The sequence below is a fragment of the Alteribacillus persepolensis genome (assembly GCF_900099605.1).
GTDB lineage: Bacteria > Bacillota > Bacilli > Bacillales > Marinococcaceae > Alteribacillus > Alteribacillus persepolensis.
This window is the reverse complement of sequence record NZ_FNDK01000028.1, coordinates 16,339-31,748: the sequence shown is the minus strand read 5'-3', so window position 1 is coordinate 31,748 and position 15,410 is coordinate 16,339. Positions and strand designations below refer to the sequence as shown.

Genomic DNA, 15,410 nt, shown 5'->3' with positions numbered 1-15,410 from the left:
GGCAGCAAGCTGCCTGTGGGGTCTTCAGCTCAAGCTTATCCCGCAGGAGTCGCCGCCTTACGCTACAATCGAAATAATGTTCGCTTTTGATAATCATAAAAGCACTTATGAAATTGATTCATTTAGCCGACATGAGAAATAATTAATTTTTATATTGATAGAAAAGGACGATATGCTGGTGCGAATCAACTAGTGATGCTGCTAATATGTTGAGAAAACCGTCACACGTGCAGCGGGGCTGTCATCTGTACCTGAAAGCTTGGCTGTCGCCAAGCTTTCTTTAGACTGTAGAAACGCGGCGGTTTCCCATAGAGGTTGAGCAGCAAGCTGAGATTTTCTCATCGAAAAATACATAGTTAGAAAGTGAATAGGAAAGAAGTTGCTGAAAAAATTGGAAATATATGAGAAAATAGGAGGGAATATACATAGGAAAGTGGGAGGATTATGGGGAAATCGAAAAAATTAATAACGGGAGCGGCATGTGCTTTTGCACTGTTTCTGTCTGCACACAGCACAGAAGCTGCAACGTACACAGATATTTCGGAGGACTTTTGGGCGAAGGAAAGTATTGATTATTTAGCAGACAAAGGGGTAATCAGCGGCTATCCGGATGGGAGTTTTCAGCCGAACCGGCCAATCAGCCGCAGTCAAGCGGCTTCCATGCTCGTTTCGGCATTAGGTCTTGATACAAGCGAACGGCCGGATGGTGGTTTTACAGATGTATCAGATAATCACCACCGCTACGATATTATCAATACGGTCAACGATGCAGGAATTATCCGCGGCAGCAATGGAGAATTTCGTCCGGCTGAATCAATTACACGGGCACAGATGGCTGCGGTAATACGCCGAAGCTTTGATATGGAAGAATCAAAGGAAGAGATGTTCACTGATGTCGCACCTGATTACTGGAGTTTTACTGACATTAGTACAATAGCAGCAAACGGAATCGCATCCGGTTATGAGGATGGCACTTTCCGGCCAGGAAATCATACGACACGCGCCCAGTTTTCTGTTTTTCTAGAGAATGCGATGAAACTGGATAGTGGGGAGGAACGTCCAGCTCCACCTCCATCGAATGAAGATAGCGATGTTAAACGCGGGGTAACTGTTGAAGCGGACGGCTGGACATATACTGTGGATGACCAGTACATTGTGCGGACAAATGAGGCCGGTGAGAAAGAATATGTGTTAACGCGTGAAGACATGGGAGAAGATTTTTCTTATGATCACATTAGCGGGGGGTCTGGACTGACGACCGGGAGTCCGCTTATGCTGCATGACGGCTGGATTTATTATCAAATTCACGTCAATGATGATTATTCGATGGGTTATGCGAATTATTCCTTGTATCGTGTTCGCACCGATGGATCGAAGAAAGAACGAATTATCGATCAGCCGATGAAAGCGCCGTATATTTACGATGACCACATTTATTACGTAGAAGTGGCTCGTACCATGTCTCCCGAGGAAAGTGCCAGTTTAAAGCGGGCAGATTTAGACGGTTCTAATCCTGAAACTATTCATACAACGTTTATGAAACAGGAAAATACCTATTTTGGCTGGAACAGTGATGTGTTCTATGCCCTTCAATATGGTGAAAATATTATCGTATACAGTACAGATGACGCTGTGTACCAATATTCGATGGAAACAGGGAAAAAAGAGCGTATCCATGGACGTTCAGCCAATGAAATCGAAGTGACAAGCGATCAAATGATTCTTGGCACCGACGATGGATTGTACGCAGTCGACCGGGCGGCTGATAAGAAAACGAAAATTCAAAACCATGCTGTGCTTGATATGGAAATGTTGGGGGACAGTTTGTATATATTGAGTGAAAATACGTTCTATCAATGGGATTTAAAGGCAGAAGACATTACAATGCTAAACGAAAACTTGAATGTTTCACCAGCTGTTCACAATGTTAGTGTAGGGAAACATAATGAGCAAAACGGTTATATTGCATTTATTGATGAGAACACCCAACAGACGTATGTCTATTTTATCAAAGACGGCCAGGTGATCGAACAAGATGTGATAGAGGGTGAGGAACATGGAGTAGCACATACTATGGCAGAGAATTCGATTTATCTAACATTGCGGGTTGAGGACTCAAACGAACAGGAGAACAGGCTCCTATATGCTTTTGATACAGGAAATGAAACGATACATTCTATCTCTTTTCCATTAGGAGAGAAAGATGCACTGCGCATGTATGCCGCCAGCGATGATTTCTTTTTTGGAGCTCCTAGAAAAGTGGGAGATTCTGTATCAGTCATAACGGGAGATGTCTCTCATTTAAACGTCGAAGAATGGACGGTACCATTTGAAGAATCAACGGTGAGTATCCATTCCATTAAAGAAGCAGGCGGGGAATATTATGGAATATTAAGCCGAAGTGTGAGCAGTGGAGGGATGGAGCGATACCTTGTCAAATTGAACGAGGATGAAAAACAGTTTGATGTTATCTACAGCACGGTCGATACCTTAGAGTTCATTGAACGTGATCAAGGCGGCATGTACGTGTTTACAGATAGAAATGATGTTGCACAAGTAGAAATTATTAATGGTGATGGTGAGACGATACAACCGCCTAAGCCAGTCGGAGGACGCCTTTATGGACAAATCGAAAAAAGAGGAGATATGGTGTATGTGTATCATAACCACACGAAAATAAATGCTGCCTATCCGGTTTCCCTTCTCGAAGGAAAACAACAATAATACATCATATCGATGTTTACCGGGAAGCTTGAAGAATTCTTCAAGCTTCTCTTTTATATGAATGAGAGGTCGTATTTTTGTAATTGCACCTATATTTTGCCTTTTTGTATCAACATATACATAGGAAAGCAGCGGTTTTCTACACAATCATATGCCTTTATATCTCTTTCACAAGATCGCTGATCGTTGCCCCGCGCGGCATTGGTGCCAGTGTCAACTTGTCATTTTCACCGGGAGTTGCCAGCGTCATACAGATGAAGTCCGGTTTGTTGTTCATCCTGTCCCGGAAGATGAAATAGTGTTTTAAAAGTGAGCAAAAGAACGCGTGAAATATTTTTTCTCTTCCTTAAAAAATAAAGGATTCCTCCTTGCTTTCTCGAAAAAATATACTATGATGTTAGTAAAGGGGGATTACATATGAGCGATGTAAACGTACAAAACGTTTTGGAATCCTTGCCGCCATTGGAACAAGATGTGTACCGCTTCATGGTAAGAGAATATGAACTGCTTGAACAAGCCGGTGAAAAATACGATGAAGCAGCCAATGACACATACGTTGAACAAAAAGCCGGCAAAGAATTTAATATTAGTGCTGAAGAAGCTGGAACCATTTATGCTAAAGCTGAATCTCAAATCAGACGTGCTAACCTTCACCAAGCATCCGAGTAATATCGGGTGCTTGTTTTATTTATGAGGAAATGTGTTGAACAGATTTGTTCGGTGGTAAAAGGTTCAGCAGTAATCGAGCTTTTAAACTACAGTCAAACGTCTTTCTTTCAAGGCGCATGCGCTTTTCTGATGAAAAAGAGCCATCCCTTTTAAGGGACAGCTCTCCAGGAGATTTAGCAGTCACTGCAATTGTCTTCACGAATATCGCGGTTATTCAGGTTATCAAGGTCATCTTGAAATTCTGATTCGCTGGCAAATTCGGTTTGACGGTTATCGACCTGCAGTTCTTGCTGATGATTTCGCTTACGGTTTTCGCGATTCAATCCGCGGTTCTTCTTGTCTTGGCGGTTTTTGTTCTCCCGATGTGCCACGGTATCATCATCTCCTGTCGGATTGCTTTTTACAATCAGCTGTAAGCATTCGTAAAAGCAGAAGAAATGAGGGGTGTGTGCCCTCGTTTTCTAAGGTGCGCCAAACGGTCAAAAACATAACATGTAAATATTTCTAATATTGATTTAGGTCTTTTTTCTTAAATGATTGTAAAACCCACGCCTTTTTTCAAGACTTTTGATACACTCCTAATGGAGGATGAAAAGGAGTGGTATGATGAGAAAGAGAAAACGTGTTGGCATGAAAAAGAAGCTTGTCGCCAGTTTTTTGCTAGTTGGACTTCTGCCGATGCTGACAGCTTCCTGGTTGGTGTACAACATTAGCAGTGGGGAAATGGTCGCAAAAGAAAAGGAATCCATGGAGACTATTGCTGAAAATTTATCCATGAATATGGAACAGTGGCTGGACAAAAGGCTGGGCGAACTGCGCTTAGCAGCTGCTACTGACGACATTTTGTCAAATGATTTAGATGTGAAACTGTCTTTAATGAATTACATGAAAAATCAAGATGATGTGTATGAAACGGTTGTATTCACGGACACGTCTGGTATCGTTCGTGCTCACACGACCACAGAACACATAGGGGCTTTAGACTTATCCGAACGTGAATATTTTCAAAGCGGAATGAATGGTGAAACAGCAGTATCTGACATTCTAACGTCTAATTCAACGGGAAATCGTATTATCGTCATAGCAGCCCCAGTCGAAGATGATAATGGGGACATTACCGGTGTGCTGAGTGCCTCTGTTAATTTTGATATGTTAACGGAAGCGCTGCTGCAAGAAGATGGACAAACCGATGCGATTGTCATTGATCGACATAACGTCATTCAGCATCATCCAACAGCTTCCTATATTGATCAAACTATTGAAGAGGCAGCATTTTCTCAGCATGAACAAAACATTGTGGAGCAAGGCAGGCAGACAATAGGATCAAGCGAATTTGAAAACAATGGAAAACAAGGTGTTATCGCATATGCTCCGGTTCATACAGCAGGTCTTGGTTTATACTTGCAAACACCGATGGAAACGATTTTGTCAGCAGCAGAGCAGCTGCAATTGGTATTGCTTATCACTGTGGCAGCAGCCAGTGTGATTATTATTTTGTTTGCTGGGGTCGTTGCATCCAAAATAAGCAAACCAATCCAAATCATTACAGACAAAGTAAAACAAGTAGCAGATGGAGATGTCACAGAAAAAACAGTGAATATCCACTCGCGCGACGAAGTGGGGGAATTGGCTTCTCATGTGAATAAAATGACAGCTAATCTGCGCGATATTCTTTCTAAAGCAGGACAGAATGCAGCGCTGGTGAGTACGTCTTCGGAGCAGCTGCACGCAAGTTCGGAACAGTCGAGCAAGTCATCAGAAGATATCACAGCTTCGATGCAGCAAGTAGCAAGCGGGGCGGAAACGCAAAAGCAGCACGCCCAGGAAAACGCTGCAGCCATCGATGACATGGCACAGGGAATTGAACAAATGGCAGCATCCGCAACGGATGTATCACAGGCTTCCCACGATACACTGAAAAAAGCCGAAGAGGGCGGACAAACGGTACAGGATACATATAATAAAATGGAGACGATCCAAACGGCTGTCCAAGAATCCAATAAGGTCAACCAGTCACTGACTAAACGTTCGCAAGAAATTGAAAGTATCGTGAATGTTATATCGGACATTTCCGAACAGACAAATCTGCTTGCATTAAATGCAGCCATTGAAGCAGCTAGAGCCGGTGAGCATGGCAAAGGCTTTGCGGTCGTGGCAGAAGAAGTGCGGAAGCTCGCCGCAGAATCACAGCAGTCGTCCAAGCAGATTGCAGATATCATCGGAGATATTCAACGCGACATGCAGCAATCCGCAAGTGCCGCAGAGCATGTCAGCAGTGAAGTAGACGAAGGATTAGAATTAGTGCATGAAACGAAACAGCGTTTTGAAGATATCCAAACGTCAACGACCGATGTGGCAGAGCATATGGATACGATTGCGTCTGCTTCTGAACAGCTGTCTGCCACCAGTGAGGAAATGGCGGCAGCCTTTTCGGAAATGTCACGAATCTCTGAAGAAACATCAGCGAGCACGCAAAGCGTAGCGGCCGCTTCTGAAGAGCAAGTCGCATCGATGCAGGAAGTCGATGCAGCCGCGCAGTCACTGCGGGAAATGGCGGTAGAGTTAAACCATGCCTTGGCACGCTTCACATTAGAAAAATAAGGGCTAATAAAGTTTGTGATGCCGGGGTGTATCATCATCTCTCTTTCTGGTCATGCAGCTTTTCTGGCTCACTTACTGCCGCCAGCGCTTTCAGCTTATCAGAACAACACCGGCCCTTGATGTCTTTGAAGCTGCTGTTTTTCCGCAAGTGCCGCAGCTCCTTCCCATTCACCAGGGGACAGCTGAAAAGTACGTCATATATGTACTGGGCCATTTGTAATTTGCAGCAGAACCAACAATAACAAACAGTACCAAAAAAGCTGTCCAGCAAAACATGTTCGCTGGATAGCTTTTCTTTCGAAGGAAGAAAAAGCACATATTCTGATTGTTAATGGAAAGATGTTTCATCCATGTGCTGTCCGGAAGCAGAAGCGGAAGACGGGTGCTGTTGCGGGAATAGTATGAGGCGAGAACCCCGCAGAATGGGCATGGACTGCACCGTTCGAGGGAGCTGAGGCCGTGCCCGCAGAACGCGACGTATGCTGATGGAGCAGCGATAGAAATTCCTGTGATAAACAAATAATCCGAACGATTTTTAATAAATCGTTCGGATTATTATAAGGTTCCTATATTGTGTCCTGTCCCCTTTATCTTATTTGCGGCGTCCGTTCTTTGTTTTTAACAAGCGCAGCCCGTTTAATGTGACAAGCAGTGTTGCTCCCATGTCGGCAAATATGGCAATCCATAACGTCAACCAGCCGGGAACAACAAGCAAGAGCGCAAACAGTTTAATTGCAATTGAAAAAACGATGTTTTGTTTTATAATTCGCAGTGCTTTGCGGCTTAATTCAACCGTGAATGGCAGTTTTTCTAAGTCATCTGCCATCAGTGCGATATCAGCTGTTTCCAGTGCTGTATCTGTTCCAGCACCACCCATCGCCACACCGACTGTTGCATTGGCCAAAGCAGGTGCATCGTTCACACCATCTCCTACCATCGCCACTTTCTGATGGTCGCGCATGTACGTTTTTATAAAATGGAGTTTGTCTTCTGGCAGTAAATTTGCCTGTACGCGTTTGACACCAGCCAGCTCGCCAATAGCATTGGCTGTTTGTTCATTATCGCCTGTAAGCATCACCGTTTCCGTAATACCTAACTGATGCAGACGCTTGAGAACAGCCGGACTGGATTGGCGGATATCATCCGCCACAGCAACAACTGCCAGGATTTGATCATCTGTACCAAAGACCATCACCGTTTTACCAGCATATGTCCATTCATTTACTGTGTTTTGGATGCTCTCTGGCATATTGGAGAAAAATGCCGGCTTGGCGGCGTAGTACATGGTGTTATCCATTCGGCCCTGAATACCGCTTCCTGTAATAGCCTGAAAATCATGTACCGCAATCGTTTGATAAGAAAGCTGTTTGCGATCGGCATAGCTTGTAATGGCGCTGGCAAGAGGATGCTGTGAATAATGCTCAAGTGCTGCCAATTTCGACAGCGTTTCTTCTTCATTGCCGGTGTATACCATCATCTCAGTCAGAACCGGTACTCCATAAGTGAGCGTTCCGGTTTTGTCAAAAGCAACCGCGCGCAGTGCCCCCATTTCTTCTAAATAGACACCGCCTTTTATTAAAACCCCGTTTTTAGCAGCACTGCCGATGGCCGTCACGACCGATACCGGAGTAGAAATAACAAGGGCACAAGGGCAGCCAACAACAAGCACCGCAAGACCTTGATACACCCACGTGCTCCAAGAAGCATCAAACAAAAGCGGCGGGATGACTGCAACAAACAGCGCAATTACCATAATCGCCGGTGTATAGTACTTTGCAAACCGGTCGATAAACGCTTGCGATGGCGCTTTTTCGGCCTGTGCTTCTTCCACCAGGTGAATAATTTTGGCAAGCGTGGTGTCTTCGACGCGTTTGGTTGCTTCTATTTCTAATAAGCCTTCTTCGTTTAACGTACCGGCAAACACATCGTCTCCGCTTTGTTTTTCAACAGGCACGGATTCCCCGGTAATCGCTGCTTGGTTAATCGTGGACACACCACGTGTAATAACACCATCTATCGCAATTTTTTCACCAGGTTTTACGATGAATACATCCCCAATGACAATATCATCGACATCAATCTCAAGTTCCTCGCCGCCGCGTTTGACACGTGCTGTATTCGGCGCGATGTCCATAAGTGAAGAAATCGACTGCCGCGCCTTATCGATGGAAAAACGCTCGAGTGCTTCACTGATCGCAAACAAAATAACAACGACCGCTCCTTCACCGTATTCCCCGATAATAACAGCACCAATAATGGCGACAGTCATGAGCGTTTTCATATCAAATTGAAGACGAAACAAGTTGGAAAGCCCCGTACGAAACAGTGAATGTCCTCCTATAATAATAGAAAGCAGAAATGCAGCGGTGGAATAAAAACTTTCTTCCCCACTAGCGAAAAAGGCAGTCACTCCAGCTGCCAAAAAGAAAAATGACAACAGAAGAGACGGGTGTTTTTTCCAAAATGACTGTTTTGGCTGCGGGGTTTTATCATGTTCATGGCGGAGCGAAATATTTTCAAACGCCCCAGCTTTTTCTAATTGCTGTTTAGAGACATCACCGTATACTGTTAACTTCGATGCGCCAAAATTAACATGAGCATGTTCTACACCATCCAGGTGCAGCACGTTTTTTTCAAACGTGTTAGCACAGTTGGCTCATGTTAAGCCTTCAATGCGGTATACGTGTTTATTATCTGTGTGAGGCACTGCTCTCACCTCCGCTTCTCTCTCTACAATCAAATATATATTTGAATATAGTGCCATCTTACTCAAATGATCATTTGAATGTCAACGATTTTGAAAAGAAAAAACCCCGGCAAACGCGGGTTTATCAACTGATACAGACAGTGCTTGTTCACGTGTGGTATCGAGTCTTTTCTACATTGTCCTCGTTCTCCTATTTATACTAACAGCGGTTTGAAACCATGGAAAAAAGGGAATGAAACCATCAACTTAAAAGACGACTTTACAAGTGCTTATTTGTTTAGAATAATAATAACAGACAGATATCAAAGTTTGAGGACGGGGGATAACAAGATGGACCTTACATATGAAAAAGGCCAAACCATTAAAGACTTTCTTGTTCAAAATAGAGAAGCGTTTGAACAACAACTGCTGCGTGAAGCGGTGAATGTAAGAGAAAAAATCAAAGAAATTCAAGCAATCGGAAATATTGATCTTATTCAAAATGCTCATAAATTGGTGATGCATGTCATCGAGCAGCAGGAAGAGGAATTGATTCAGTTTTCGAGGCAGGAAGGGGAAATTTGGGCGAAATTTAAGCTGACTCTCACGTTTAAGCTGGAGTGGGTGCAGGCGATTCGGCGCACCATCTGGAATTTTCTCTATGACTATAATGAAAAAACAGAAAACAAGCAGACAAGCCAGGACTTTTTTGAGCTGGAGAAAAACATCAATGATTACATCGACAAGTTTTTGAATTCATTTTTTCTCAGTTATTCAACGTATAAAGATGAATTGATTGAATCACAAAACAGGCTCGTTGAAAATTTATCCGTTCCGATTATTCCAGTGACATCTGAGGTGTACGTTCTGCCGTTAATTGGTACAGTTGATCAAGCACGCATGTCAACGATTGAAGAGAAAGTGTTAATGGAAATAGGGGAAAAGCGGATTCGGACATTAGTGCTTGATTTATCAGGTATTGCGGAAATGGAAGAGGTTGTGGTGAATCACTTAATGAAACTGATTGATGGTGTTTCCATTATGGGAAGTAAGCCTATCATTACTGGAGTGCGCCCGGACGTCGTCCGTAAAATGATTGCACTTGGTGTGTATTTTGAAAAGAAAGCAGAAACGAAAGGAAGCCTCCAGCAGGCCCTGGCTGATTTTTTCACGACAGCGAATAATGAATCGTAATTGATCTGTAACATAGTACGTCGTCAGGTTGAACATGCATCATAAAAAAAGACTGCACAAGCAAGGCATTGGGCCAAATACGGCTCAATGTTTTTTAATGGAAGATGGTTATAATTTCCATAATAAAATATGAACATATAATTTTACAATTTGATGACAAAAGTGTATGATACATAAATGTGGCTGTTATATGGTATTTCATTTACATATTTTCAAATATTTGGTGTTTAATAAGAGCCGCATAAACATGGCAGGTGCAAAAAGCATGCCGCCGCATTACATAAAAATGCCCTGCAAAAAAACAAATAACATAACAGGAGGGAGAACAATGACACGTACGTGGATGAAAGCACTGGGCTTTTCTGTGCTGCTCACTGCTTTTTTAATCGGTTGTTCATCCGAAGAAACAAGTGAACAAAGCAGTGGTGAAGCAGGCAGCGAGCAAACACCACAACAAGAACTGCAAAACCCGGTAGATGAAGAAAAGAAGGAATCATCTGAAGCATTTATTGACTACATGTATAACGGAGGACCAGAAGAGGACGTTCAATCTTTTGTAGAAGAATACGTACATAGTGATGCAGCAGAATTTCTCGGGTTCATGATGCTTGGGTCGTCTGAAGAATCAGAACGAACAGGCATGGAAGCCACCCAGCAAACGACCATTGAGGATGAAGGACAAGCGATTGATGTCGTACAAGTAGAAGCAGCTAATGAGGAAGGCAGCAGCAAGACGCATTACGTGATGTATGAAGACAATCAAATCGCGATGTTCCCGCTTGTACGCGAAGACATTATGAATTATGACGCCAAAGAAGCAACTGAAGACAGTGACTCTTTCTTTAGTGAAGAAGACATCGAAGGTTTGCAAATGTTTATTGAACAAATCGAAAACCAATTACAATAAAAAGACATAAAGGAGAGGGGTTTCTATGAATACATTTTGGAAAACATTAGGAGTTTCTGTATTGTCTGTCGGGGTGCTCACTGCTTGTGGAGGAGAAGAAAATACGATGAGTTCAAATGATAACGAAGAAGAAGCTGAAGAACAAACACAAGCAGAAGAAGAGCAAGAACAGCAGCAAGAAGAAGCGCAGTCGCCAAATATTGAAGTAGCTGAAGAAGCATTTGGCGCAAGAACAGACAGCATTGACAATACATATGCAACTTATTCTGCTGTTATTAAAAATACCGGTGATGCTCCAGCAAATATCGGAGACATTCAAATCAACTTCGAAGGCGAAGAAGGCACCATTGTTGGAACTGCTCCCATGGTAATGGCTGTACCTGACGTGGTCATGCCGGGAGAGGAAGCGTATATTTCGGATTACACCGGCATTGAAGGGGTGGAATCACACGAGGCAGTGGCAGACGCCAGCGTCAACATTGATTTTGATGCGGCAGACGAAGAACCTATGATGCTGGAAACGGAAGGCGTACAAGTGAAAACTGATGACATGTTTCCATATATCGTAACGGGAACTGTCATAAACCCAAACGAAGAAACAGCCGATGATATCCGCCTTGCTGCTGCGCTGTATGATGATGCCGGAGAGTTGATCGGTGTGCTGAGCGGAAGCATCCAGGTTAGTTTGAATCCAGACGGCAAAGCGGGATTTGAGTTAAACATGCCAGAACTTCCAAGCGATAAAGAAGCAGCGGAAGTAAATGTAAAAGCGTACAACTGGTCATTTTAAGAGAGAAGAGGGTTCATTTGTTAAGTCCAGGACAAACATACAGGCGAGGTCACGGAAATACCACATCACATGGACAGTGCTATTCCCACAAAAGAGAGCTTGGGTTCATCCAAGCTCTCTTTATCATTTTCTCCTCTTCAGCCATCACGCTCCTTTAACAGAACAGCGACATGTTCCATTAAGAGTGACTGTGCTCACTGTTTTAAACATTAACGCTGTAATACTCCTATTGTTTCTTCTCCGTTACCTAACATCATTTTCATTGCCTCTGGCGTCTCTTCAAATATAACGCCGTGATTTCTTAGTTTTGAAGGGCTGTTATAACTTTTCTCGTCCAGTGTCCGCCCACTTAGACTAGTCACTGTGTAACCGTCAGGCGTTACAATAATTACATGACCCTCAAATACTTTGAAGTCTATAATTTCCCCTGAATAAACAGTGGATATCAATTCAGACATGCCATTTTGTGATTCTTGACCGTAATGCCAGTCGCTGCGATTGTGTGACTTAATCTTGTTATCCTTTTCATAAATGATCACAGACCCTGCGTAATCAGCTTTAGAAACTCCTGTATCTATATCAAATGTGCCAAACTCATGCTCTTCCCAATACTGAACTAACTTTGATTGGTCATCTATGTAAATCCAGTCCGCAAGATACCTATAATGGGGAGAGCCATGACCTTTTTGTATTTTACTATTTATCAAATGAAAACCTTTATCCTCTTTGCCGGTATTCACGGATCCGGCTACGAGCTTTTCTTTCGGCAAATCTGGATACCCCAGTTCCCCTAACGTTTCATTCCACAGACCATAAATTTGTAAGTTTTCGTTGAACTTCATTTCCTCTCTTTCCTTTTCATCAGCTTCCTTATACATCTCAGAATCTTCTAGGTGATAGATTTCGACTTCCTCATATTTTCCTTTCTCATTTTCCCTTACAGCATGGATGGTTTTCGGATCTTTAATGCCATATAATAGACCTTCATATTTAACATATTGACCATAGTCTCCAGCTTTGGGTTTTACTGGTTCCCTGCCCTCGCTTTCATTTGTTGCTCTATGTAAGAAGGTTACAAATTGCGCCCTGGTCGTAGCGTCAGAAGGTGAGAAGATGCGGTTATAATCTCTTCCACCTGTTATTCCGCTTTCTGCCAAGGCACTAATATCGGAAAAATTCCAGTAATCCGGTTGAATGTCATAAAAATAAAGATCCTCATTTTTCTTTAGATTATAAGCTCTTGTTAATATGGTAGCCATCTGTGCTCGTGTAACGGGCTCATAGGGTCTGAAATTCCCGTTACTTCCCCGCATGATACCGGTTTCTTCCATAATGTCCACTATTTCTTTTTGGTCGAAACGATTGGAGACGTCATTAAATTCTGACATTTTATCATCTTGTTGTTCCAATCCCAGCTCATTAACAATCATAGAGGCTGCCTGTATGCGTAATACAGGATTGTTAGGTTTAAACGTGCCGTCTGGATAACCTCCCATAATTCCACGGTTTGAAAGTTCATCTATTTCCGTTTTCGCCCAAAAATCTTTTGGAACGTCTGGAAATGAAGCTGATGAAACCGCGGGCGGACCGATAAGGAACGCAGCTGCCAAAGTAAAAGCCCCTGCTGCTTTTCTCATTATTTTTCCCCCTCGATAAGATATAATCATCCCCACTGCCCATTTTATTCGTTGCCAATTATATCGAAATTCTATCGTTTATACAATCAATTATAGTTACCCATCACCCTCTATTGAGATGCAGATTACATTTACATGTGTTTACCTCTATTCTTTGCTAACTTGCATTTCATGAAGTGAACTAGTTAAAATCATTATCTTATCGCAAATAGATAAAAGAGGAAAAAGTAGTAACAGAGGCATACGTATCACGTCTATACGATTACGCACTGTTGTTCAAGATTGCTAAGGGGCTTTAGAGTTATGAGACAGGCAGAGGAGATAAAAAAGGGGGGAAAACACATGCGCGGAAAATTATTTATTATCGCTAGTATTGCCACAGCATTATTGACGAGCTGCAATAACAACGCGAACATAGAAAAAAGGTTTCATACGTTTGTAGAGAACAATGATTACACAGAAGATAATATTTCTCAAACAACAGACCCGGACGAAGCCAGAGTCACATTTGATTTAAAAAATGACATCAATGTTACTCAATACAGGCGGGACACACTGTTTGGCTGGGGGGATTTGCAGCTGGGAACACGTTTTACTGGTCCTGCTAATAAAGATCTTGCCGATGATTACGCGGCTCTGCTTAAATTTTCAATGCAGTCACCGGACGAAACAGGATTTGAATTTGAAAGCATCGTTGACGATATTATTGTACATGGAGAGCCAAACAGCGAAGTGTACTTCACGAATAATATCAGGATTTCCATTCAAAACTTGCCAGACAATCGATTTGAAGAAGGGGAAGCCGTTGACGTCCGGGTGCATCAAAACTTTCCCGATGATGTGTACGGAGGCCCTCCGTCTGAATTACAAGAGAAAGGCATAGAACAGCGTTTGAAACCGCAGCCACTGTATGTCGAAATGTCTGAGGATGATGATAAAATGTTTGGTGTTCATAAAATAATAAACCGCCTTGTTCATAAAGGACTTGATCGCATGAGCGGATACATGGAATATGGAGATAATGAAGATATCCCATATTACGATAACCTCGATCAAACATTGGAAAGCTATATTCCATTCACTGAAAAGGCACTGGACGTAGTAGAACATGAAGCGATAAAAAAAGACTTGGAAGAAACGTATGAGCTGTTAAAAGACTTAGAGGAAAACACTGAAAATATCGACAGCTACGCTGAAAATGAATCCATTGTACGATTGGCAGAGATTTATCGCGACCTGGAACATTATGTTGGGAGAAACTTTCGAGTCGTGCCAACAAACACGACGCATTTTGCAAACGAGGTGGCAGCAGAAAAAGAATAAGAGAAAACAACAAAACATAGGAGATGGGAAAACATGAAAAAGCAGATCGTTTTAGCAGCGCTAAGCACAACACTCATGTTATCTGCTTGCAGTGATGACAGCACAGGGGAAAACAGCAGAGAAGAGCAAGAACAAGAGACCCAAGAGCAATACAGTGAGGAAGCCGGAAAGGCGGACAGTATACATCAAACAGTCAGTGACGTAATCAGAGAGGGACATACGTACTTCAGCGAATATCTTCAACATGATAATCACAAGAATGAAAATATATTGGAAACATTGGAGCAGTTTATCCCGGATACAAAAGAAGCGGCAGAACAAGCCGAAAACCTAGCGTTAAAAGAAGACTTAGAAGACATACACCGCCTTTTAATAAATTTTCAAAAGAGGCTGCACGACAAAGGAGAATCACTGAATGAAAGGGAAAAACGAACGCGCATGATAAGCTTGCTCCATCGATACAGCGATTTGGATTATTACGCCAGAGGAAACGATGCGTCCCAACCTTATTATGTCACACAGTACAGCCTTGCACAGCTGGATAGAGGCATGCATAAAACCGCTGTACAAGAGGATATCAAGCGGCTTCCGGAAAACGTGCAGCATTTTATCCAGCACAACTACGGTCATGACAAAAATGCATTCATAGAAAGAAATGATTTTCGTGAAGCGCTCATAGAAGCGTATGAGCAAAAGGGAGAGCTTCAAGCAAGAGACTATCAATACATTGTAAACAGAATGATAGAAGAAGGCGATACGAAAGCAGAAGTTCTTCGTGTGTTTGTCGAGGAGCGCATGTGAAAAAGCCGTATTTTTTTAATATGCATGAGGTTTCATATAGAAGCGCTCATGCGTTTTTTTATGACGGACTAGGGAAAA

11 protein-coding genes are annotated in these 15,410 nt (G+C 42.7%); 8 read left to right on the top strand and 3 right to left on the bottom strand.

Translation table 11 applies throughout. The annotated features are described in order from the left end of the window. The first annotated feature begins 444 nt into the window (after positions 1-444). The gene (locus tag BLT18_RS15745) at positions 445-2,724 is read left to right on the top strand and encodes an S-layer homology domain-containing protein (protein WP_091276161.1); all 2,280 of its coding nucleotides are present in this window, start codon (positions 445-447) and stop codon (positions 2,722-2,724) included. Positions 2,725-3,141: 417 nt separating this feature from the next. Continuing rightward, on the top strand, positions 3,142-3,393 hold the full coding sequence (locus BLT18_RS15740; RefSeq protein ID WP_091276157.1) for a hypothetical protein: 252 nt from the start codon (positions 3,142-3,144) through the stop codon (positions 3,391-3,393). Between the two features lie 173 nt (positions 3,394-3,566). Here BLT18_RS15740 and BLT18_RS15735 read toward each other — a convergent pair whose 3' ends face one another. Then, the gene (locus tag BLT18_RS15735; protein ID WP_091276154.1) at positions 3,567-3,764 is read right to left on the bottom strand and encodes a hypothetical protein; all 198 of its coding nucleotides are present in this window, start codon (positions 3,762-3,764) and stop codon (positions 3,567-3,569) included. A gap of 235 nt (positions 3,765-3,999) precedes the next feature. Between BLT18_RS15735 and BLT18_RS15730 the strand changes: the two genes are divergently transcribed. After that, entirely contained in the window at positions 4,000-5,994 is a 1,995-nt protein-coding gene (locus BLT18_RS15730) for a methyl-accepting chemotaxis protein (RefSeq protein ID WP_245705293.1), read from the top strand. A 592-nt stretch (positions 5,995-6,586) separates the two neighbouring features. Here BLT18_RS15730 and BLT18_RS15725 read toward each other — a convergent pair. After that, positions 6,587-8,758 carry a heavy metal translocating P-type ATPase gene (locus BLT18_RS15725; protein WP_091276150.1) on the bottom strand — a complete coding sequence of 724 codons (2,172 nt, stop codon included), beginning with the start codon at positions 8,756-8,758 and terminating at the stop codon, positions 6,587-6,589. Positions 8,759-9,031: 273 nt separating this feature from the next. Here BLT18_RS15725 and BLT18_RS15720 point away from each other — a divergent pair, with 273 nt between their 5' ends. From BLT18_RS15720 to BLT18_RS15710, 3 genes are all read left to right on the top strand, one after another. After that, the gene (locus tag BLT18_RS15720; protein ID WP_091276147.1) at positions 9,032-9,874 is read left to right on the top strand and encodes an STAS domain-containing protein; all 843 of its coding nucleotides are present in this window, start codon (positions 9,032-9,034) and stop codon (positions 9,872-9,874) included. 328 nt (positions 9,875-10,202) lie between these two features. Continuing rightward, positions 10,203-10,781, top strand: coding sequence for a hypothetical protein (locus tag BLT18_RS15715; protein WP_091276145.1), 579 nt, complete (start codon positions 10,203-10,205; stop codon positions 10,779-10,781). A gap of 25 nt (positions 10,782-10,806) precedes the next feature. Further along, positions 10,807-11,571, top strand: a complete 765-nt coding sequence (locus BLT18_RS15710) for an FxLYD domain-containing protein (protein WP_091276142.1) — start codon at positions 10,807-10,809, stop codon at positions 11,569-11,571. Positions 11,572-11,780: 209 nt separating this feature from the next. Here the strand turns inward: BLT18_RS15710 and BLT18_RS15705 are convergent, their stop codons facing one another. Then, entirely contained in the window at positions 11,781-13,208 is a 1,428-nt protein-coding gene (locus tag BLT18_RS15705) for an S-layer homology domain-containing protein (protein WP_175487564.1), read from the bottom strand. Positions 13,209-13,550: 342 nt separating this feature from the next. On the opposite strand from BLT18_RS15705, the gene BLT18_RS15700 reads away from it, so the two are divergent. Then, positions 13,551-14,531: a hypothetical protein gene (locus BLT18_RS15700; protein WP_091276135.1), complete on the top strand. Its 981-nt coding sequence runs from the start codon at positions 13,551-13,553 to the stop codon at positions 14,529-14,531. Between the two features lie 33 nt (positions 14,532-14,564). Beyond that, positions 14,565-15,332 carry a hypothetical protein gene (locus BLT18_RS15695; protein WP_091276130.1) on the top strand — a complete coding sequence of 256 codons (768 nt, stop codon included), beginning with the start codon at positions 14,565-14,567 and terminating at the stop codon, positions 15,330-15,332. Positions 15,333-15,410: the final 78 nt, after the last annotated feature.

What these genes read in the sequence shown, in the direction of transcription:
- BLT18_RS15710 (WP_091276142.1), top strand. Translation starts at nt 10,807, where the DNA reads ATGAATACATTTTGGAAAACATTAGGAGTTTCTGTATTGTCTGTCGGG.
- BLT18_RS15730 (WP_245705293.1), top strand. Translation starts at nt 4,000, where the DNA reads ATGAGAAAGAGAAAACGTGTTGGCATGAAAAAGAAGCTTGTCGCCAGT.
- BLT18_RS15740 (WP_091276157.1), top strand. Translation starts at nt 3,142, where the DNA reads ATGAGCGATGTAAACGTACAAAACGTTTTGGAATCCTTGCCGCCATTG.
- BLT18_RS15700 (WP_091276135.1), top strand. Translation starts at nt 13,551, where the DNA reads ATGCGCGGAAAATTATTTATTATCGCTAGTATTGCCACAGCATTATTG.
- BLT18_RS15695 (WP_091276130.1), top strand. Translation starts at nt 14,565, where the DNA reads ATGAAAAAGCAGATCGTTTTAGCAGCGCTAAGCACAACACTCATGTTA.
- BLT18_RS15745 (WP_091276161.1), top strand. Translation starts at nt 445, where the DNA reads ATGGGGAAATCGAAAAAATTAATAACGGGAGCGGCATGTGCTTTTGCA.
- BLT18_RS15720 (WP_091276147.1), top strand. Translation starts at nt 9,032, where the DNA reads ATGGACCTTACATATGAAAAAGGCCAAACCATTAAAGACTTTCTTGTT.
- BLT18_RS15715 (WP_091276145.1), top strand. Translation starts at nt 10,203, where the DNA reads ATGACACGTACGTGGATGAAAGCACTGGGCTTTTCTGTGCTGCTCACT.
- BLT18_RS15705 (WP_175487564.1), bottom strand. Translation starts at nt 13,208, where the DNA reads ATGAGAAAAGCAGCAGGGGCTTTTACTTTGGCAGCTGCGTTCCTTATC.